We start from the raw sequence: 18,730 nt of genomic DNA, 5'->3' as shown, positions 1-18,730 counted from the left end.
GACCCGACCGGCGGGCCTCTGATGCCAGGGCTGGCCGACCACGGCACCGACACATCACCGGACCCGACCGATTTCGAACGGAGTGAACTGACAATGAGCGATGTCGTCTCGCTGCTGAGCCAGATCGAGGACACCGGCCGCGACACCCGCGGTCCCGGCTACCAGCGGCCCGGATTCTCGGCCACCGAACGGGAGCTGCGTGAGTGGTTCCTCGCCGAGGCGGACCGGCGCGGCCTCTACACGGAGATCGACGCCAACGGAATCACGTGGGCATGGGCAACCCCGCGGGGTGCGAACGCCGTCGTCACCGGTTCCCACCTCGACTCCGTGCCCGGCGGCGGCGAGTTCGACGGCCCCCTCGGTGTCGCCTCGGCGCTGGCGGCCTTCGATGTGCTCAAGGCCTCCGGCGCACTCGACCAGTCCACCCGACCGTTCGCTCTGGCAGTGTTCCCCGAAGAAGAAGGCTCACGCTTCGGCGTCGCCTGCCTCGGCTCGCGGCTGCTCACCGGCGCCATCGACGCTGACCGCGCACTCGGCCTCAAGGACGCCGCCGGTGACACCTTCGCCGACGTCGCCCGTGGTTATGGCCTCGACCCGGATCGGGTCGGGCGTGACCAGTCTCGGCTGGCCGGAATCGGTTCCTTCATCGAACTCCATGTCGAACAGGGCGTCGGTCTGATCAACACCGATCAGGCCGTCGCCATCGGCTCCTCGATCATCGGCCACGGGCGCTGGCACTTTGCCTTCTCCGGTCAGGGCAACCACGCCGGCACGACGCCAATGAGCCATCGCGCCGACCCGGTGGTCGCGGCCTCCCGCGTGATCGGGGACATCCCGACCCTAGCGGCCGCCACTGACGCGAGCGCCGTGGCGACCGTGGGCCGCACCCTCATCCATCCGGGTGGGACGAACGTCATCGCTTCGTCCATGAGTTTCTGGCTCGACATCCGTCACCCTGACGACGCTGTTGTCAAGCAGGTGCTCGAGGCGATCAGCCGACGTGCGAAGGACCACGGCGCTGATTCCGGAGTCGAGGTGACCATCTCTCAGGAGTCCTACTCGCCGACGACCCACTTCACCGCCGACCTCAACTCGCGCCTGACCTCGGTGCTGCCGGACGCTCCGCTGCTGCCTTCGGGAGCCGGACACGATGCCGGAATCCTCGCACCCCACGTGCCGTCGGCGATGCTCTACGTCCGCAATCCGACCGGCGTCTCTCACGCTCCCGAAGAGGCCTGCGAGGTCGACGACCAGAGGGCCGGAGTCGACGCGCTCGTCAAGGTGCTCGCCCGCGAACTCGGCATCGAACACGCCATTGCCGACGGCAGTGCCGGAAGCTCGACGAACGGAGGTGCACGATGAGCACCCGTTACTGGTGCGAATCCGCCTGGGTCGACGGAGCCGTCGCCCACGGAGTCCTGCTGAGCGCCGACGACACCGGAACGCTCACCGCCGTCGAAACCGGGATCGACACCGCTCCGTCTGACGCCGAGGCGGTGCACGGGTTCATCCTGCCCGGCGGAGTCAACGCACACTCCCATGCCTTCCACCGGATGCTCCGCGGCCGCACCCACGGCGACGGCGGCACCTTCTGGACCTGGCGCGAAGTCATGTACTCCGTCGCCGCGAAACTCGACCCCCAGTCCTACGAGACCGTGGCCCGCGCCGTGTTCGCCGAGATGCTAGCCGGCGGCTACACCTCAGTGGGGGAGTTCCACTACGTCCACCACGCTCAGGACGGAACGCCCTACGGTGCTGAGCGTCCCGGTGGCGACGCGAACGACGATGCCGAACCTCGCGCCCACGCGATGGAACGAGCGCTGGCACGGGCGGCCGCCTCGGCGGGGATCCGCATCCGACTGCTCGACACCTGCTACCTCACCGGCGCCATCGACTCCGAGCTCTCGGCCGAACAGGCCCGTTTCGGCGACGGCACAATCGACGGGTACATGGACCGGCACACTAGCCTGATCGACACCTTTGCCGACGAATTCCCCGTCAACGCCCCAGGTGAGAGCTTCGTTCACGTGGGTGCGGCGATCCATTCGATCCGCGCGGTCCCAGCCGCAAACCTGCCTCGCTTCACCGAACTGTCCGGCCCCGTGCACGTGCACCTGTCCGAACAGCCGGCCGAAAATGACGCCTCACAGGCGGCGTACGGGGCCAGCCCCACCGAGGTGCTCGCCCGCTCGGGCGTCGTCGACGACCGACTCTCGGCCGTCCACGCCACTCACCTGAGCGAGAAGGACATCGCGCTCCTCGGCGGATCCCGGTCGACGATCGTCATGTGCCCGTGCACCGAGGCGGATCTCGCCGACGGCATCGGACCGGCACGTGAACTCGCCGACGCCGGAGCCGTGATCTCCCTCGGCTCCGACCAGCACGTCGTCCTCGACGCCCTGCGAGAGACTCAAGGGCTCGAGGCGGGAGAGCGGCTGCGGTCGGGTCAGCGCGGACGGTTCTCCCCGGCCGAACTCATCACTGCCCTCACCGAAGGCGGGGCACGCAGCCTCGATCTTCCGGTCGGTGGACTCGAGGTCGGGAAGGCGTGCGACTTCGTCGCCCTGCGCACCGACAGCATGCGCACCATGGGATCCCTGGACGAGCAGATCATCCTCACGGCCACCTCGGCGGACGTGCATCTGACCGTCAGCGGCGGCCAGGCCCGCGTGCGAGACGGAGTGCACACCGAACTCGGCGATATCGCCGAACTCTACTCTCAGGCCTTCGCGGTCTTGGAGATGGAGGGCTGAGTCATGGCTGAGGTTCCGGCACTGCGGCGGGCGATCGCGATCCTGCGGCATATGGCCTCGTCGAATCGGTCTATCACGGCCGGTGCCCTGGTCAGGTCGCTCGAGATCCCGAGATCGAGCGCGTATGACATCCTCGCGGTGCTCGAGGAGCTCGGCCTCGTGGCGCGCACCGAATCCGGATATGTGCTCGGAGCCGGTGTGCACGAGCTCGGGGCATCCTACCTGCGGACGAATCCCCTGCAGCGGTTGGCGCAGCCGATCGTCCGTCGGCTCGCCGAGGATACCGCCACGACCGCGCAGCTGGCCGTCATCCGCGGCTGGGAGACGGAGTACGTGCTCAAGGAGCAGTCGCTCAAATCCGTCGCGGTCATCACCGCCACCGGTGTGCGCATGCCGAGCTACCTCACGGCGACCGGGCGGGCGATCCTCGCTCAGCTGCCGAAGTCCGAGGTGCTGGCGATGCTGCAGTCCGAAACCGAGTTCGTCACGCGCACGGGCAAGGGCCCGACCTCCGTGAAAGCGCTCAATGCCGTGCTCGCACAGGAACGACGGACCGGAAGCGCGATCGAACACGGCGAAGTCACGCCGGGAATCTCGACGCTCGCGGCACCGGTATTCGATGTGCTGGGTCGCCCGATAGCGGCCATCGGCCTCTCATTCGTCACCGAGACCCTGCCCGAGGACACCGGTCCTGTGGTCGACCAGGTCAAGGCCGCCGCCGCCGAGGTGACCGCCAAGCTGCGGTGAGGGTGTTCAGTTCTGGTCACGCCACCTCCTTGGGCAGCCGGAGCTGACAGTCCTCGTCGACCGCTCACATTGCCGTCGCTGTACCGAGTTATGCGGTGAGCGGTGGGCGGTAACGTGAGCGGTCGGTGTGATCGGATCGAGTGTCAGAGTCCGAGCACACGTCGCTCTCGGGCGACCTCTTCGACGATCTGGTGATCGCTGCGCAGCTCCTTGATCAGGGCGATGCCCAGGACGACCACGATGACGGTGAACGGCACCGCCGAGAGCATCGCCGCCTGCTGCAGGGCCTGCAGCCCGCCGACGAGGAGCAGGACCACCGCGCAGCCTCCGGTGAGGAACCCCCAGGTCGCGATGACCGGACGCCGGGGCGCGAAGGATCCCTGTGAGGACAGCGAGCTGAGGACGAAGGTGTTCGAGTCTGCCGAGGAGACGAAGAACAGGATGACCATGACGATCGTGAAGACCGAGGCGAGTATGGACAGCGGCAGCTGGTCGAGGAGGCTGAAGAAGGCGGTGTCGAGGTTGTACTGAGTGGCCTCGCCGATCCCGGCCCCGTCGATGTCGAACTTGATCGCCGAACCGCCCATGACGGTGAACCAGACGAAGAACACGGCGCTGGGCACGAGCAGGACGCCGGCGACGAACTCCCGAATTGTCCGGCCCTTTGAGATCTTGGCGAGGAAGATGCCGACGAAGGCGCTCCAGGACAGCCACCACGCCATCATGAAATAGGTCCAGCCGAGCATCCATTCGCTGTCCTCGGCGCTGGTCGGGGTCATGAAGCTGAGTTCGACGAAGTCTCCGGCAAAGGCGCCGATGGAGCGGACGAACAGGTTGGAGACGAAGCCGCTGGGTCCGGTGATGAAGACGAAGAGTCCGAGCAGGGTCGCCATGGTCAGCGTGATCTGGGAGATGTACTTGACGCCGCGGCTCACTCCGGTCAGTGCCGAACCGGTGAAGAGGAGGGTGAGCACGGTGATGACGATGATCTGCAGGATGATGGTGGAGGCGATGCCGAGGACGGTGTTGAGGCCTTCGCCGATCTGCGAGGCACCGAGTCCCAGGGACGTCGTCGTCCCGAAGAGTGTGGCGATGATGGTGAGGATGTCGATGAAGCTGCCGACCCAGCCGTCGACGAAGCGACCGAGGACAGGGCGCAGCATCGTGGACACGAGTGCCGGTCGTCCCTTTCGATGCGTCGAATAGCCGATCGCCAGTCCGAAGACGCCGAAGATCGCCCAGGCTTGGAAGCCCCAGTCGAGGTAGGAGAACTGCATCGCGCGAATCGCAGCGTCCATGGTCTCCGGTTCCGCCAGTCCGTGGGGCGGGGTCATGAAGTGGGACATCGGCTCGGCCACTCCGTAGCTGACCAGGCCGATCCCCATCACGGCAGCGAGGATCATCGCCAGCCAGGTGATCGTGCGGTATTCGGGGCGGGAGTCGGATGAGCCGAGGCGGAGGCGACCGAAGCGGCTGGCTGCGAACCACACCAGCATCGCGATCGCGGCGAATGGAACGACAAGGTAGATCCAGCCGAATCCGGTGGACACCGTCGTCATCGCCCGCGTCATGATGTCCGACAGGGCTTCGGGTGCGATCGTCGCCCACACCATGAAGGCGATGACGATGGCGACGGAGCATATGAAGACTGTCCCGATCCGGTTGGAATGTGGGGCCGCGACAGATGCGGTATGCGTGGTGCCAGGAGCAGGTTTGGACTCTGTCCCTGCCTCGGGTCCGGCCCCAGCGGCAGGGGGAGGGTCGTCCGACCCGCCCGAGGAGGTGGACGCAGTGGAGCGGTCGGATCCGCCTGCAGTGCTGCTGGCGGGTTCGGGGGAGGGTGAGTTCAGCATCGTCATCGTGGTCTCCGCGCTCGTGGCTGCCTCGGCGGCAGGTATGAGCGATCGTCGGGTCGGTCGGGATCGGCAGATTACACAACAGGCCCCGCGAACTGGGTCGTTCGTGGGGCCGTGCGACTGCCGAGTCTATGCGCTCGGCGTCGAATCACCGCATGCGTGAGGACGGAAACGGCAGAGTGTGAGTCTTCTCGCGGTGGAGCGCTGACGCTGCCGGGCCTCTCCGACAGCTCACGTTGCCGTCGCTGTACCGTGGTATGCGGCGAGCGGTGGAAGCTGACTCGAGCGGTCGGCGAGGGGCACCAGGTGCTCAGAGATATGGGCGGGTGATGAGCTCGAGGTACATCCCGGAGGGGTCGAGGAAGTACACGCCGCGTCCTCCGTGCTCGGTGTTCGTCGCCTGCGGGCGAGTTCGCTGTGGGTCGGCCCAAAAGTCGAGGCCGCGCCGTTTGAGCAGGTCAACGGCTCGGTCGAAGTGGTCGTCCGAGCAGAGGAAGGCCATGTGCACGGGCAGAATGTCGGACCCCGGCGGAGGAGTGGCGAATTGGAGCATGACTCCGCCGGAGAGCCTGATGTTGGCGAACGGTCCCCAGGATTCGGTGTGTTCGGCCTCGAGGATATCGACATAGAACTGCGCGGAGGCGGCTGGATCCGCAGCGGCGACGATGGTGTGGTTGAACTGAGCTGACATGATGAAGTCCTTTTCGGATGTTTGTTGGTTCGCTGATCGCCCAAGAACGTTTTCGGGCAGGGATAACTGAGAATTGAGAAATGGGCTTCATGATGAGGAGGGCCGCGAGCAGAATGCTCGTGACCTCTGCGGCTCAACTGTCGACCGAGTTACCGATCCGTGAGCGGCTTTCCGCCTGTCCGGTCATCGTCAACGAGCATATAACCTGCGGGGCCGAAGCGGAACAGCTTTCGCGAGCGCCCGACGTCGCCGACCGCTCGAGTTACCGTCGCTGTACCGAGTTATGCGGCGTGCGCTGGGCGGCATGTCGAGCGGTGGGCGAGTGCAGGCTGAGTCAAGGCGAGCGGTCGGCGGTAACGTAAGCGGTCGGCGATGGCGGGTGGTCGCTCACCGCCGCTGTCACCGCCGCTGGAGCAGGACCGCGACTTCGAGGTGCTTCGTGTGCGGGAACATGTCGAAGATCCGTGCCTGGGCGACCTCGTAGGCAGGCATCCGGGCGAGATCCTTCGCCAGCGACACGGGATTGCAGCTCGAGTAGACGATGTGCTCGACGCCGGAGTTCTCCAGTGCTGCCGACAGACGTGCTCCGATCCCCCGCCGAGGCGGATTGACGATCACGCAGTCCGGCCGTTCGACACCGGCAAAGTCGGTCGCAGCGTCGGCATCGACTGAGTCCACTGAGCCTGCCGCATCGACTGTGCTGGTCGAATTGGCTGATGCCGCCAGGTTCGCTTCGGCGAATCCCGTGGCATCGCCGGCGAGGAACCGAGCGTCGATGCCGAGCTCGGCGGCGCTGACTTTTGCCGACTCGATCGCCTGTTCGCTGACCTCGACCCCGGTGACTCGCCGAGTAGGAGAAGCGCAGTAGAGCGCGAACCCTCCGACACCGCAGTAGAGATCCCACAGGGTCGACGCGTCAACAGCGTCCACCCACTCGGCCACCTGGTTGTACAGTCCGATGGCGACAGCGGTATTCGTCTGGAAGAAACTCTGTGGCCGCAAGTGCAGATCGACGCGGTCGAGGTTCATCCGCAGCGATTCGCCGCGCAGCATCTCCTCGCGGCTGCCCTCGAGCACGGCTTTGTGTTCGGGCAGCAGATTCACCGACACCACGGACGCGTCCGGGACGAGGTCAAAGAGCGCATCCTTCCGCGACCGCAGCACGTCCAGCCCGTGCTGGCTGCGCACGACGAAGCGGATCATCAGTGCACCCGACGGCGCCGCCGTGACATGGACGAACTTCAGCTCACCGCGGCGGGCAGAGACATCATAAGGTGCGAGCCCGGTGGCATCGAGGAAGTCCGCAAGCACCGGGATCACCGCGCGGATCGCCGGGGCCTGAATTCCGCAGTCACGCAGATCGACCCCGTGGAACTCCTGGTCGAGGATGCCCAAGGTCACCTGCCCGGCTTCCCCGCCGACCGCGAGCTTCGCCCGGTTCCTGAAGTCCCGTACCCCACCGGCGAAGGTCGGCAGCCACACTCGCGGAGCCGCCTCGGCGAGGGTCTCTCGGCACCAGGCTTCCTTGTCTGTGATCTGCTGCCCATAAGGGGTTTCGATGAGGGCGCAGGAGCGGCATTCCCCGCGCTCGAAATACCCGCAGTGCAGGTGCCCATGACCCGCCGAGGCGGGGGAGAGCGGGAAGGTCGTCATGCCCTCATTCTAGACGGCGATCGTCCCTGCAGAATCGTTGACCCGGACCGTTGGACAACCGTAGAATGAACGTAGCCAAATCGATTTGGCTCTGCCCTCGAACCTCGAAGGACCCCATGACACAGCTGCGCAGCCTCCACCAATCGCCGACCCTGCTCGTCCCGGAGAAGGTACTCCTGCCCGAAGGCGCGCAGACCGGCCACGCGGTGCTCGTCGACGACGGTCGGATCCTCGCCGTCGGTCCTCTCCCCGAGGTGGCCGCCCAGGCTCAATCACTGCTGACCGCCGCGAACGCTCCCGACCTGAATCCCGGTGCCACAGCGAACGCCGCCGGTCCGAGTCCGAATGCCGACCGTGCGCCCGCCGAACCCGTCCGCATCGATCTGCCCGGACGCCTGCTCATGCCCGGGTTCATCGACGCCCACCACCACCTGACCCAGACCTTCGGCAAGTCCCTCGTCTTCGGCGAACCCTCCGAGATCTTCCAACGCGTCTGGGTGCCGATGGAGTCGAACATGGACGCCGAAGCCATCGACGTCGCCACCCGGCTGGCCGCCTGGGAATCCCTGCGCGGCGGCTTCACCACCGTCACCGACGCCGGTACCCGCTCCAGTGTCGACGTCTCCGCGATCTCCGACGTCACCACCGACGTCGGACTGCGCTGCGTGCTCGGTGTCATCTGCAATGACCTGGGTGGGGGAGTACGCGCCTTGACCCTCGCCGAGGTGGTCGCCGCCGCCGAACGCCACCTGAGCCGGTGGGACGCTCAGTCCCTCGTCCACCCCTCCCTCGCGGTGTCCATTCCCGAGGTCGCCTCCGACGAAGCACTTGTGGCGATCACGCAGATGGCCCGGGGCGCGGGAGTGCCCTTCCAGACCCACCTCAACGAACACATCATCGCCGTCGAACGCTCACTCATCTCGGGTGGTGAGCGCCCGCTCGAACGTCTCGCCCGCCTCGGGGCGCTCGGTCCGGAGCTGCTCGCCGCGCACGCCACCCTGCTCACTCCGCGCGAGATCCGGCTGCTCCGCGACTCCGGAGGCGCGATCGCGTACAACCCGGTCGCGAGCTCGTGGAAGGGCAATGCCGTGGCGCCAGCACTGCTCATGCACGAACTGGGAATGCGCATCGGACTCGGCACCGACGGCACCCGTTCGGATGCCTTCCGCCTCCTCGACGCGGCCGAGACCGCGCAGCGTCTCACCGGCGGCATGGACGTCATCGACTCCTCGGCCGGCGGCGGCTGGACCTGGCTCGAACAGGGTCTGCGCGGCGGTGCCGACGCCGTCGGGCTGGGTGGGCAGATCGGTGAGATCTCGCCCGGTGCCCGTGCCGACCTGCTCGTCCTCAACATCGACACCCCGGAATTCGTACCCTCGTGGGATGTGCCGTGGGAACTCGTCCGCCTGGCCAACCGCGACCAGCTCGAAGCGGTCATCGTCGACGGCAAGCTGCGCCTCGAGCACGGCTGGCCCGTCGACTGGGACGGCCGGGCATTCCTCGAGCGGGCAAAGGACGTCTCCCGTCGCGTCGTGGAGAACTCCCCGATCACGCGCATCGACCCGTCCGCGGCCGAGCACCGAGCACGGTGGAGGGCCGAGCACGAGCCGATGTCGGAATCGCACGCAGCAGCCGCCTCGGCCAAGCGCCGGGAAGCTGCCTCGGCAGACGGGGTACGGCAGGGTGGGGCCGCCTCGGCGAGGGATGACTTCTGATGTCGATGCTCGCCTTCGGGGTCATCGCCGCGATCGTCCTCATCTCTGCATTCGTGCAGGGATCGACGGGGATGGGGTTCGCGATGATCCTCGCGCCGGTCGTGACGTTCATCGACCCGAGTCTCATCCCGGTGATGCTGCTCGTGCTGATGATCCCGCTCAATCTCTACATCGCCGCGCGCGAACGCGAGCACATCGACTGGACCGGCGTGAAATGGATCAGCGTCGGACGATTCGCCGGCACGTTCGCGGGACTGTGGATCCTCGTCATCGTCAACCTGCACCAGCTCGCGCTGCTCATCGGCTGGTCGACGCTCATCGCCGCGGTCGTCGCACTGCTGGCGCCGAAGTTCACGCCGAACAAGCCGGTGCTCGCGACGGTCGGGCTGGTCACCGGTGTCACGGAGACCTCGACGGGCATCGGCGGCCCACCCTATGCGCTGGCCTATCAGCACAGTCCCGGTCCGGAGCTGCGCTCGACGGTGGCGGTGTGCTTCCTCGTCGGGGAGATCATCTCCCTCATCGTGCTCGCCTTCAGCGGGCAGGTCTCGGCGGACACGATGGTCACGACGGCGTGGATGCTGCCGTTCCTCGCGGTCGGTTCGTTCCTCTCACGCTACGTCCACCACCGCCTTGACGGGCCCGTGCTGCGCTATATCGTCCTCGGCTTCGCCATCGTCTCCGGCATCATCGTCATCGTTCAGGCGTGAAGGTGACGGCTGGTCGGAAATATAGGTCAACATCGCTTACTTTCCACGCTCAGAAATATCCGATTGCGACCTGAATTTCGCGGGCCCGCCTCCCGCGGTCGGCGTGAAGTAGGCTGATTCCATGTCTGACTTCCGGCGCGCGCACCGCGTCACGATCGCCGATGTGGCACGTGAGGCCGGAGTGTCGCGGACGACGGTCTCCCATGCGCTCAGCGGCCAGGGCAAGGTCAATGCCGCCACTCGGGCCAAGGTCAAAGAGGTCGCTGAGCGGCTGAACTATCGGCCCAGCGCCCGTGCCCGCAGTCTGCGCTCGGGCAAGTCGCAGACCCTCGCCCTGTTGTCCTCGATGCCCGCGGCAGTGTCCGCCGGGCCGTCTCAGCTGGGCTTCTTCACCGAACTGGCCATGGGATGTGCGCGGACCGCTCTGCTCGAAGGCTACGTCTTCGTCCTTGCTCCACCCACCGAGGCAGCTAACCCCGTCGATCTGCTCGACATCGACGGCGCGATCCTCCTGGAGCCCACCGTCGATGATCCCCTCGCCGAGGCGCTGCGTGACCGAGGCATCCCCTACGTCACGATCGACGGACCGAGTTCGAGAGCTGGCGACGACGCCCTGACCTCTGACGAGGCAGGTCCAGCGCGTGCATCGACAGCTTCGACCGGAGCCGACAGCAAGTGGAGCATCGACCTCCACCATCGGGGCACGGCGCAGCTGCTGCTCGACCACCTTCTCGCCCAGGGCGCGACTCAGCCGGCGCTGCTGGTCAGCCGCAGCCAGCGCGGAGCACAGATCGCGGCCCGCGAGGTCTATGCCGAAACAGCCGCCGCCCGCGGTTTCGCACCGCTGATCGCAGAAGCGGATGAGACCTCCGGAGAAGACGGAGCCTTCGCCGCCGCCGAGGAGCTGTTGGCCGAGCACCCGGACATCGACGCGGTGTTCGCCCCGATCGACACCTTCGCCACCGGCGCGGTGAGAGCCGCACAGAAATCCGGCCGAACGGTCGGCGAGGACCTGCTCATCGCCACCCGCTACGACGGCTTGCGCGCACGCACGAGCAATCCTCCGCTGACCGCCGTCGATCTCGGCCTCGAGGCGATCTCGAGTGCGGCGGTCGAGATGCTCGTGACCGTTCTCGACGGAGATCATTTTTCGAATGCGGCCGCCGCTCTGGACAGTGACACGGAATCTGTCGCCTTGGACGGAGGCGACGCGAAACCCGCCGCGATGGACGAATCGGGGTCGGCCTCCTCGGCGGGTTCATCCGGTCCTGTTCTCGTCGTCAGGGAGTCGACGGCCGGCCCTTCGCCAGACAGGAACAAGGACGGAGCCTGACTCTCGGGCCAGGGGTACGGTTCCGCGTCGAACCTCAGATCCGGCCACCAGCCGAACCTCAGATCCGGCCACCAGCCGAACCTCAGATCCGGTAGTCGGCAGGTCTTTGGTCGAGCTTGCTCGGGTCGGCGATCGGAGTCCGGGCCTTCGGGTGACGGTTGCGCTTGCCGGTGTGGTGGAAGAGCAGGTTGAGCAGCACCGAGACGAATGCGGCCATGGCGACACCGCTTCCCAGCAGGGACGATGCCGTCTGCGGCAGCTTCGAGTACATTCCGGGAAGGAGCACCGGCATGAGGCCCGCGGCCAGGCCGACGGTCGCGGTGATGAGGTTGCCCGTCTGATTGAAGTCGATCCTCGCGAGCATCTGGATTCCGAGGACGGCGATGATCGCAAAGACGACCACGGCGGTGCCGCCGACGACGGCCGAGGGCACTCCGTTGAGGATGCGGGCGACGGGGCTGAGTCCGATGAGGATGAGGAGGATTCCGGCGATTGCGGTCACGTACCGGCTGCGCACACCGGAGGCACGCACGATTCCGACGTTCTCGCCGCTCGTGACCATCGCGGGGGTGCCGAAGAGACCGCCGAGGACGGTGATGATGCCGTCGGAGCGGATGAGGCGGGGCACCGCGCGGTGGGGTTCGACCTTCCTTCCGACGATCTCGCCGTTGATGATCGTCTGACCGGTCGCCTCGGCCATCGATGCGAGAGCCCACAGCAGCATGGGGATCGCGGCGATGAGATCGAACTTCGGTGAACCGAACGGGAAGAGGGTCGGGACGGCGAACAGCGGGCCGTCGGTCTGGCCGGAGAAGTCGGTGACTCCCATGAACGTGCCGACGATGGTGCCGCCGACGAGGCCGACCGCCACGGAGAGTTTGCCGAGCATCCCGCGGAAGAACCGGAAGCACACGATGGTGATGAGGATGGTGATGAGGCCGAGCAGGAGGTTCTGTGGGTCGCCGAAGTCAGGTGAATCCGGTTCGCCGACCATGAGTTTGCCGGTGACCTGAACGAGGTTGATGCCGATGACGATGACCATGATCCCGATGACCAGCGGCGGGAAGAACTTGAGCACCTTGACGAACAGAGTCACCGCGAGGATGTAGAAGACACCGGTGAGCAGGACTGCACCTACGGCTGTCTCGACGTCGGTGCCCTGAGCGATCGTTATGAACAGGATCGTCGCGGCCCCGCCGGGGAGCATGACGAACGGCAGCCGGACGCCGATCTTCCACACGCCCACCGACTGCAGGATCGACCCGAGACCGGAGAAGACGAAGACTGCCGACAGCACCGCCGAGGTGGTCCGCGCGTCCAGCCCCAGTGCGGTGGCGATGAGGAACACCGATGAGATCGGGGTGGCCACCATGACGAGCACGTGCTGGATGGCGAACGGGACGAGATTGCGGATCGGCCGCAGCTGATCGACGGGGTGGACCGCCCTGCCGGACGCGGCGGCGTCCGAAGGCGGGGTCGAGTCGGTGTCGACGGCGGCGTCAGCGTCGTTGCCGACCGTGCTGTCGGTTTTGTCCGGATCGGGCGTTGCGGGCATGGCACGGCTCCTCGATGCGCATCGTGATCGGCCTGAAATGCAGTGGCCAAATCGATTTGTTCAATCGTGCATCGAGGGAGAGTCGGTGTCAATAAGTGATTCGGAATTCGGACAGATGGCGCAGAGGCAGTGGGCGCGGCAGGCGCTGAGAACGCGGGTGGAAGCCCGGTGCCGGCCAGAGGAGATGGCGGCCAGGGGAGGCGGCCGGCCAGGGGAGGCGGCCAGCCAGGGGAGGCGGCCGGTGAATGCGGGAGGTGCGAGTGAAGGGCCCGCCAGGGCCGAGCTGTCGTCGCTATCGGATGGTTGGGCCGATATATAGGTCGCTATCGGACACTTTCACGGCTCAGAAATGTCCGATGGCGACCTGGATTCGGAGAGTTGAGTCTCTCGCGGGTGCGGAGGAGAGGGCCGGGACTCAGGCGGCGATGAAGCTGAGGGCGATGAAGGTGCCGAACGAGACGAATGGGGCGATCGCTGCGACTGCGATGGCGATGGTTCCGGGTGTTCGGCCCCGCCCGGCGACGGCGGCCGTGATGCCGAGGATGATGCCTGTGATGCCCAAGCAGGTGCACAGCCCCTGGACTCCGAAGAGCACGATCGCCAGGGTCTGATACCAGTCCGGAGTGTCGGCGAAGTAGTAGCCGGACGCCGCTTCGGAGGGTCCGACGGTGGCACCCAGGATCACCGAGGCGGCCAGGCTGAGGACCATGGCGATGATCGACAGCGCCACGGCCGCCTTGCCCAGCGTCGGCGACTTCGCCGAGGCGGCGCCATCCATTCGAGCGCCGGCGGCGTCTTGCGCTTGAGCCATGTCGTCCGGTCGGGGAGAGGCATAGACGGGTTGGGCGGAACGGTTCGGGACCCGGGGCTGCTGTGCCGCGAGCTCATCATCAGTGGGCTGAGGGTACGAGAAGTCCGTCGAAGTCATGCCTCGACGCTATCGACGCGGACCGGCGGTGTCCCATCCTGCTATCCCAAGAGTGGGGTCGGGAAAACCTCCCTGCGGGCAGAGCCGGGGCCAGCTGCCGCGAATTTAGGTCACCAACGGATACTTTCGGGCGCGAAGAACCTCCGTTAGTGACCTGAGTTTGTGGTTCAGGGCTTGCGGGCGACGATGAGGAACCGCTTCTGTGTGACCGTGATCGGATCGCTCGAATCGGCCAGTCGTCGCAGGACCTCGAGGTTGGACCTCACAGTGAACCCGGGGACATCCCACGGAATATAGGCGAGGTACTCGATGACCGCCTCGACGTCGGTGAAGCGCATCGTTCCCTGCCATTTGCGGGCCGCCTCGATTGCCAGGTCCTGACTCTCGACATCGCTGATGCACGGCTCGAGCTGCTGGTGCAGATCGCCCACCCCGCCGCCGAAGAGGTCGCGGAATTCCTGAGCCTCGGTGCCGTCGACCTGCTGGGTGAGGAACAATCCGCCTGGGGAGAGCACGCGGACCACCTCGGCGAGGTCATAGCTTTCGTGCCGGTTCATCACGAGGTCGAACTCACTGTCGCCCCACGGCATCTCCGAGTGGTGGTCGCTGTCGTAGCGGGAGACCTCGACCCCGTAGTCCTCCAGCGTCGAGGTGGCCAGGGGAACGTTGGGTTCCCAGCCCTCGGTCGCGGAGACCGTCGGCGACGATTCGCCGGGAGGCCGGGCCTCGTCGAGGCGATCGATGAGTTCGCTGAGGCGCTCGCCGCCTCCCGTGCCCATGTCAAGGCACCTGCTCGACTCGGCCATCGCATCGAGGCAGATCTGATCGAAGTCCCATGGCGGATCATCGGCGACGAGGCGACCGGACAGCGGGGAGAAATCCCACCCTGTCATCGACGCCGTCTCATGGATCCACGCCCATCGCTCATGGCGTTCGTGGGGAGTCTCGTCGCGCGTGCGACTGCTGTCGGCATATTCGGGCATGTCCACACTCCTCTGCCGGGAGGCTCGGCACCATCACCGAGCAGTTCAGCAATTCTGCCGGACGGCTCAGCGCCCAGAGGCGCCGGTGCCGTACTCCGACTCTAGGTCAAAACAGCTTCGAGGTGCGGGATGTGGGAGAAGAATTCTCCGGGCCGAGACCTGGGCGGGTCTGCGAGAGTATCTGGTGCTTCTTCTGCGAGGAGAGGTGACTTCTGTGCGAAGAGGCGGGCGCCTTCGCGAAAAAAACGGGCGCCTATACGACGAAGCAGAAGACGAGCACGGCGAGGCAGGCGGCGAGCATGCCCAGACAATTGAACCAGAAATCCCGACCGACATATTTAGCCCGCAGGTGCGCGGCAGCGGCGCAGAGGAAGTAGACGACGAGGCCCGCCGCAGCCGCCGCGCCGAGCCCGGGAATCCAGACCCCTGTCACCAGTCCTGCCGCGGCGAGGAACTTGACGACCGCGAGCACCCACCACCATTCCCGCGGGAAGCCGACACCGTCGAGGCAGGCGGCGATCGCGCGCGGCGGACGGAAGGTGAGCAGACCGTCACCGAAGACGATGACCGCGAGGACGACGATCGGCCAGACCGGGTCGGGCAGCAGGATCACAGCGAGCTCCTGACTCGAGTGTGGAAGACGATGCTGGCCAGCATCGCCTCGACGGCGTCGTCGGGACTCATCGCCGTCGCCGCCCACCGGAAGAGGATGCCAAGGTAGGAGTCGTAGAGCGCTGCGGCGCTCGCCCGTGCATGATCCTCATTGATCCCGATCGAGGTCAGCGACTCGCTCAGGTGGCCCTGCAGGTCCACGGCGAGAGTGTTGAACACCTCGGGTTCGCCCTTGACCCGCATCATGGCCGCCGCATAGTCCCGCGACAGGTCCTCGTGCTCGGCGAAGAATTCGAGGAAGGGCAGGAAGAGTTCGAGCAGATGACGCTGCACCGCCGAGGATGGGTGGGATGGGCCCGTGTCCCTGGGGCTTGCCCCAGCGCTGGCTCTCACCCCGACCGAGCCTATGGCCGTCGAGCTCCCGCGCTCCGAGAGACTCCCTCGACGAGGTGGTGGTGTGTAGGTCCCGTCCTGCAGCTGCCCGATCCACCGATCGAAGCACCGGACGAGGATGGCGTCCTTGTCGCCGACCGCCATCACTCGGCCCACCGACACCTCGGCGGCCTTCGCGACGGCACGAATGGTCGTGGCCTTGAAGCCGCGGTCGAGGAACAGCTTTGCGGCCGCGCCGATGATCCGGTCTTCGGTCTGACGGCGCTTGCCGGACCTGGGGTGAACGTGTTCACTGCGCATGCTCGAACCTTAAGTCCTTCCGTGTTCACTTTCCAGACCATGTGTCGTGTTGCCTCAGGCAGGAAAGTTAATGTACCTTAACTTTATGAACGTCGATCCCTCTGCATCGGTGCGCACCCGCGAAGGTGAGCCGAAGAAGAACAACCGGAAGAAGATCTCCACCGCGGTCCTCCTCGGACCGGCCTTCGTCGCCGCCATCGCCTATGTCGATCCGGGCAACGTCGCGGCCAACCTCACCGCCGGTGCGGAATACGGGTACCTCCTCGTCTGGGTGCTTGTGGCCGCGAACCTCATCGCCGTTCTCGTCCAATACCTGTCCTCGAAGCTCGGGCTCGTCTCCGGGCAGTCGCTGCCGGGCCTCCTCGGCGACCGCCTCCGCAGGAGAAGCCGCCTCGCGTACTGGGGGCAGGCCGAGGTCGTCGCGATCGCCACCGACCTCGCCGAAGTCATCGGCGGCGCGATCGCCCTGAAGATCCTCTTCGATCTCCCGCTCCTTCTCGGCGGCGTCATCGTCGGCGTGGTTTCGCTCTTCCTGCTCTCGATCCAGTCCACCCGCGGTCAGCGTCCCTTCGAGTTCGTCATCATCGGATTCCTGGTCATCATCGCCATCGGCTTTCTAGCAGGCCTGTTCGTCGGCGATGTGAATTGGGGGCAAGCCGCAGGTGGAATCGTGCCGCGGCTCGAGGGTACGAATTCCGTGGTGCTCGCCGCGAGCATGCTCGGTGCCACCGTCATGCCCCATGCGATCTATCTGCACTCGGCTCTCTCGGTCGACCGTCATCGCGACAATGCGACCGTATCGACAAAGCAGCTGCTGCGCGCCAGCCGCTGGGACGTCGTGCTCTCCCTCGTCGTCGCAGGCTCCGTGAACATCGCGATGCTGTTGCTGGCTGCTGCGGCCCTGCGCGGTCAGACCGGCACGGACACCATCGAAGGTGCGCACGCGGTCGTCACGGCCAACCTCGGCGAGGTCGTCGGGCTCTTCTTCGGCATCGGACTCCTCGCCTCAGGTCTGGCCTCGAGCGCCGTCGGATCCTACGCCGGCGCCTCGATCATGCAGGGGCTGCTGCGCGTGAACTTCCCGATCGTGTGGCAGCGCGCGTTCACGATGATCCCTGCACTGATCGTCCTCGCCATCGGCGTCGACCCGACCTGGGCGCTCGTGCTCAGCCAGGTCGTGCTCAGCCTCGGCATCCCGTTCGCGATGATCCCTCTGGTCAGGCTCACGAGCAGCCGCCGCGTGATGGGGGAATTCGCGAACGCACGATGGATCACATTCGTTGCTGTGGCCGCCTCGGCGCTCATCATCGTCCTCAACGTCGTCCTCATCGTTCTGCTGGCGCTCGGGGTGGACTGACCCTCGCCGAGGCGGCTCCTCGCATCGGCGTCACCGACGTCCCGTTGCGGAACGGAGAACAGTGGCACTGAGGCGGCTCCTCAGTCCGGAAGGATCCCTGTGCGGGCAAGGACGGTGAGCTTGTGAGCGAAGTCGGCGGCCTCCTCGGCGTCGGTGCCCATGAGGCGCATCGCCGGCCGGTCGCGGAACCGGATGACCGTTGTCGTGTGCCCGTGGTCGGAGCGTGTGCTCGCCTCGACCAGCTGGTTCGGCGCGGCTTCGTCGAGGATCTCAGTGGGATCGGCGACGGCGGTGCGCGCGTGAACGATGCGCACCGCCGTGGCCATGAGGAACTCCTGCTCGCGTGGATGCCGGTTGCCGATCTTCACCAGCACGGACTCGCCGCGGTCGAGGGCGTCAAAAGGCGGTGGGGTCGGGCCGCGACGGCGGGCACGAGCAGACATCGACGTGTCCTGGGAGAGCGTGGAGACCGCAAGTCGGCGGGCGCCGTACAGGGTGTAGGCGGAGACTGCCGCGGCCGGCACCGCGATGACCGCGGCCATGACGGTGCTCGCATAGGCGAGCCACGCGAAGAGGGCGCCGGAGCCGATGCCCGCGATGACTGTGCCGAAGACGAGTGAGAGCGCGAGGCGCACGCGGCTGCGCACTGCGACCGTGATGCCGGCGAGGGTCAGACCGAAGTTCGTCGAGGCGAGAGTCGCCGCGAACAGCACGACGAACGGCAGCGGTGAGCTTGTGAAATCACCCCATACCGTCCCCGGCGTTCCGGGCGCCGCGGCGAAGTTGTGCCAGAGCAGGGCAGCTGCGCAGAAGAAGAGCCCGATCAGTGGTCCGATGCTCATCAGCCCGACCAGCGGGTCCCTGGTGAAGAGCGTGCGTGACCCGCGTGGGGCGCCGTCGAGTTCGGCGTGCGGGCCCTCACCGTGGTCGGTGCCGCTGAAGAAGACGATGGCGACGAAGGTGATGAGCCCGATGAAGGCGAAGCTCAGAGGTCCGGCCGCCTTGGCGTCGATGATGTGATCCGAACTCCTGGAGGCGCGGGCCATGCCGGTGTTGGTGACGAAGAAGACCACCGTGGCCACGGCGCTGAGGGTGATGGCGCCGGTGAGGGCGTGGGTGAAGATTCCGCTGCGTCTGCTCATCG

16 protein-coding genes are annotated in these 18,730 nt (G+C 66.4%); 7 read left to right on the top strand and 9 right to left on the bottom strand.

Translation table 11 applies throughout. The features are described 5' to 3' along the window. The first annotated feature begins 93 nt into the window (after positions 1–93). Genes D3I60_RS15720 through D3I60_RS15710 form a run of 3 tightly spaced genes read left to right on the top strand, consistent with a single transcriptional unit; the run spans position 94 to position 3,500 of the window. Entirely contained in the window at positions 94–1,362 is a 1,269-nt protein-coding gene (locus D3I60_RS15720; RefSeq protein ID WP_262777401.1) for an allantoate amidohydrolase, read from the top strand. Beyond that, the gene (locus D3I60_RS15715; protein WP_262777399.1) at positions 1,359–2,753 is read left to right on the top strand and encodes a formimidoylglutamate deiminase; all 1,395 of its coding nucleotides are present in this window, start codon (positions 1,359–1,361) and stop codon (positions 2,751–2,753) included. Before D3I60_RS15720 ends, D3I60_RS15715 begins: the two co-directional genes overlap by 4 nt. Positions 2,754–2,756: 3 nt before the next feature. Further along, positions 2,757–3,500, top strand: coding sequence for an IclR family transcriptional regulator (locus tag D3I60_RS15710; protein ID WP_262777398.1), 744 nt, complete (start codon positions 2,757–2,759; stop codon positions 3,498–3,500). A gap of 143 nt (positions 3,501–3,643) precedes the next feature. On the opposite strand, the gene D3I60_RS15705 is transcribed toward D3I60_RS15710, so the two are convergent. The 3 genes from D3I60_RS15705 to D3I60_RS15695 all read right to left on the bottom strand — a co-directional run bounded on the left by D3I60_RS15705 (position 3,644) and on the right by D3I60_RS15695 (position 7,700). Next, the gene (locus D3I60_RS15705; RefSeq protein WP_262777396.1) at positions 3,644–5,359 is read right to left on the bottom strand and encodes a BCCT family transporter; all 1,716 of its coding nucleotides are present in this window, start codon (positions 5,357–5,359) and stop codon (positions 3,644–3,646) included. A gap of 307 nt (positions 5,360–5,666) precedes the next feature. After that, positions 5,667–6,047, bottom strand: coding sequence for a VOC family protein (locus tag D3I60_RS15700; protein ID WP_262777394.1), 381 nt, complete (start codon positions 6,045–6,047; stop codon positions 5,667–5,669). A 399-nt stretch (positions 6,048–6,446) separates the two neighbouring features. Continuing rightward, complete coding sequence (locus D3I60_RS15695) at positions 6,447–7,700, bottom strand: methyltransferase domain-containing protein (RefSeq protein WP_262777392.1); 1,254 nt, start codon at positions 7,698–7,700, stop codon at positions 6,447–6,449. 116 nt (positions 7,701–7,816) lie between these two features. Here D3I60_RS15695 and D3I60_RS15690 point away from each other — a divergent pair, with 116 nt between their 5' ends. The 3 genes from D3I60_RS15690 (at position 7,817) to D3I60_RS15680 (ending at position 11,458) form a co-directional block, all read left to right on the top strand. After that, positions 7,817–9,415: an amidohydrolase family protein gene (locus D3I60_RS15690; protein WP_262777390.1), complete on the top strand. Its 1,599-nt coding sequence runs from the start codon at positions 7,817–7,819 to the stop codon at positions 9,413–9,415. Then, entirely contained in the window at positions 9,415–10,125 is a 711-nt protein-coding gene (locus D3I60_RS15685) for a sulfite exporter TauE/SafE family protein (RefSeq protein ID WP_262777388.1), read from the top strand. Before D3I60_RS15690 ends, D3I60_RS15685 begins: the two co-directional genes overlap by 1 nt. 121 nt (positions 10,126–10,246) lie before the next feature. Continuing rightward, positions 10,247–11,458 (top strand): LacI family DNA-binding transcriptional regulator, encoded by a 1,212-nt coding sequence (locus D3I60_RS15680; RefSeq protein WP_262777386.1) that lies wholly within the window; start codon positions 10,247–10,249, stop codon positions 11,456–11,458. An 82-nt stretch (positions 11,459–11,540) separates the two neighbouring features. Here the strand turns inward: D3I60_RS15680 and D3I60_RS15675 are convergent, their stop codons facing one another. From D3I60_RS15675 to D3I60_RS15655, 5 genes are all read right to left on the bottom strand, one after another. Further along, on the bottom strand, positions 11,541–13,013 hold the full coding sequence (locus D3I60_RS15675) for a uracil-xanthine permease family protein (RefSeq protein WP_262777385.1): 1,473 nt from the start codon (positions 13,011–13,013) through the stop codon (positions 11,541–11,543). Between the two features lie 415 nt (positions 13,014–13,428). Continuing rightward, positions 13,429–13,941: a hypothetical protein gene (locus D3I60_RS15670; RefSeq protein WP_262777383.1), complete on the bottom strand. Its 513-nt coding sequence runs from the start codon at positions 13,939–13,941 to the stop codon at positions 13,429–13,431. A 167-nt stretch (positions 13,942–14,108) separates the two neighbouring features. Beyond that, on the bottom strand, positions 14,109–14,924 hold the full coding sequence (locus D3I60_RS15665) for a class I SAM-dependent methyltransferase (protein ID WP_262777381.1): 816 nt from the start codon (positions 14,922–14,924) through the stop codon (positions 14,109–14,111). A 253-nt stretch (positions 14,925–15,177) separates the two neighbouring features. Further along, positions 15,178–15,537, bottom strand: a complete 360-nt coding sequence (locus tag D3I60_RS15660) for a DoxX family protein (protein WP_262777380.1) — start codon at positions 15,535–15,537, stop codon at positions 15,178–15,180. Beyond that, the gene (locus D3I60_RS15655) at positions 15,534–16,229 is read right to left on the bottom strand and encodes a TetR/AcrR family transcriptional regulator (protein WP_262777378.1); all 696 of its coding nucleotides are present in this window, start codon (positions 16,227–16,229) and stop codon (positions 15,534–15,536) included. Before D3I60_RS15655 ends, D3I60_RS15660 begins: the two co-directional genes overlap by 4 nt. A gap of 85 nt (positions 16,230–16,314) precedes the next feature. Between D3I60_RS15655 and D3I60_RS15650 the strand changes: the two genes are divergently transcribed. Next, positions 16,315–17,586, top strand: a complete 1,272-nt coding sequence (locus D3I60_RS15650; protein WP_262777376.1) for an Nramp family divalent metal transporter — start codon at positions 16,315–16,317, stop codon at positions 17,584–17,586. An 80-nt stretch (positions 17,587–17,666) separates the two neighbouring features. On the opposite strand, the gene D3I60_RS15645 is transcribed toward D3I60_RS15650, so the two are convergent. Further along, positions 17,667–18,728: a hypothetical protein gene (locus D3I60_RS15645; protein WP_262777374.1), complete on the bottom strand. Its 1,062-nt coding sequence runs from the start codon at positions 18,726–18,728 to the stop codon at positions 17,667–17,669. Between the last annotated feature and the right edge of the window lie 2 nt (positions 18,729–18,730).

The organism is Brevibacterium permense (assembly GCF_025506275.1).
Taxonomy (GTDB): Bacteria; Actinomycetota; Actinomycetes; order Actinomycetales; family Brevibacteriaceae; genus Brevibacterium; species Brevibacterium permense_A.
Note: the sequence above shows the minus strand (reverse complement) of the source record. Positions and strands in the feature narration are given on the sequence as shown.

Excerpts from the sequence above, each read along its gene's own strand:
- D3I60_RS15655 (WP_262777378.1), bottom strand. The coding sequence starts at position 16,229 with ATGCGCAGTGAACACGTTCACCCCAGGTCCGGCAAGCGCCGTCAGACC.
- D3I60_RS15685 (WP_262777388.1), top strand. The coding sequence starts at position 9,415 with ATGTCGATGCTCGCCTTCGGGGTCATCGCCGCGATCGTCCTCATCTCT.
- D3I60_RS15705 (WP_262777396.1), bottom strand. The coding sequence starts at position 5,359 with ATGACGATGCTGAACTCACCCTCCCCCGAACCCGCCAGCAGCACTGCA.
- D3I60_RS15700 (WP_262777394.1), bottom strand. The coding sequence starts at position 6,047 with ATGTCAGCTCAGTTCAACCACACCATCGTCGCCGCTGCGGATCCAGCC.
- D3I60_RS15670 (WP_262777383.1), bottom strand. The coding sequence starts at position 13,941 with ATGACTTCGACGGACTTCTCGTACCCTCAGCCCACTGATGATGAGCTC.
- D3I60_RS15720 (WP_262777401.1), top strand. The coding sequence starts at position 94 with ATGAGCGATGTCGTCTCGCTGCTGAGCCAGATCGAGGACACCGGCCGC.
- D3I60_RS15690 (WP_262777390.1), top strand. The coding sequence starts at position 7,817 with ATGACACAGCTGCGCAGCCTCCACCAATCGCCGACCCTGCTCGTCCCG.
- D3I60_RS15715 (WP_262777399.1), top strand. The coding sequence starts at position 1,359 with ATGAGCACCCGTTACTGGTGCGAATCCGCCTGGGTCGACGGAGCCGTC.
- D3I60_RS15710 (WP_262777398.1), top strand. The coding sequence starts at position 2,757 with ATGGCTGAGGTTCCGGCACTGCGGCGGGCGATCGCGATCCTGCGGCAT.
- D3I60_RS15680 (WP_262777386.1), top strand. The coding sequence starts at position 10,247 with ATGTCTGACTTCCGGCGCGCGCACCGCGTCACGATCGCCGATGTGGCA.
- D3I60_RS15665 (WP_262777381.1), bottom strand. The coding sequence starts at position 14,924 with ATGCCCGAATATGCCGACAGCAGTCGCACGCGCGACGAGACTCCCCAC.
- D3I60_RS15695 (WP_262777392.1), bottom strand. The coding sequence starts at position 7,700 with ATGACGACCTTCCCGCTCTCCCCCGCCTCGGCGGGTCATGGGCACCTG.
- D3I60_RS15645 (WP_262777374.1), bottom strand. The coding sequence starts at position 18,728 with ATGAGCAGACGCAGCGGAATCTTCACCCACGCCCTCACCGGCGCCATC.
- D3I60_RS15650 (WP_262777376.1), top strand. The coding sequence starts at position 16,315 with ATGAACGTCGATCCCTCTGCATCGGTGCGCACCCGCGAAGGTGAGCCG.
- D3I60_RS15675 (WP_262777385.1), bottom strand. The coding sequence starts at position 13,013 with ATGCCCGCAACGCCCGATCCGGACAAAACCGACAGCACGGTCGGCAAC.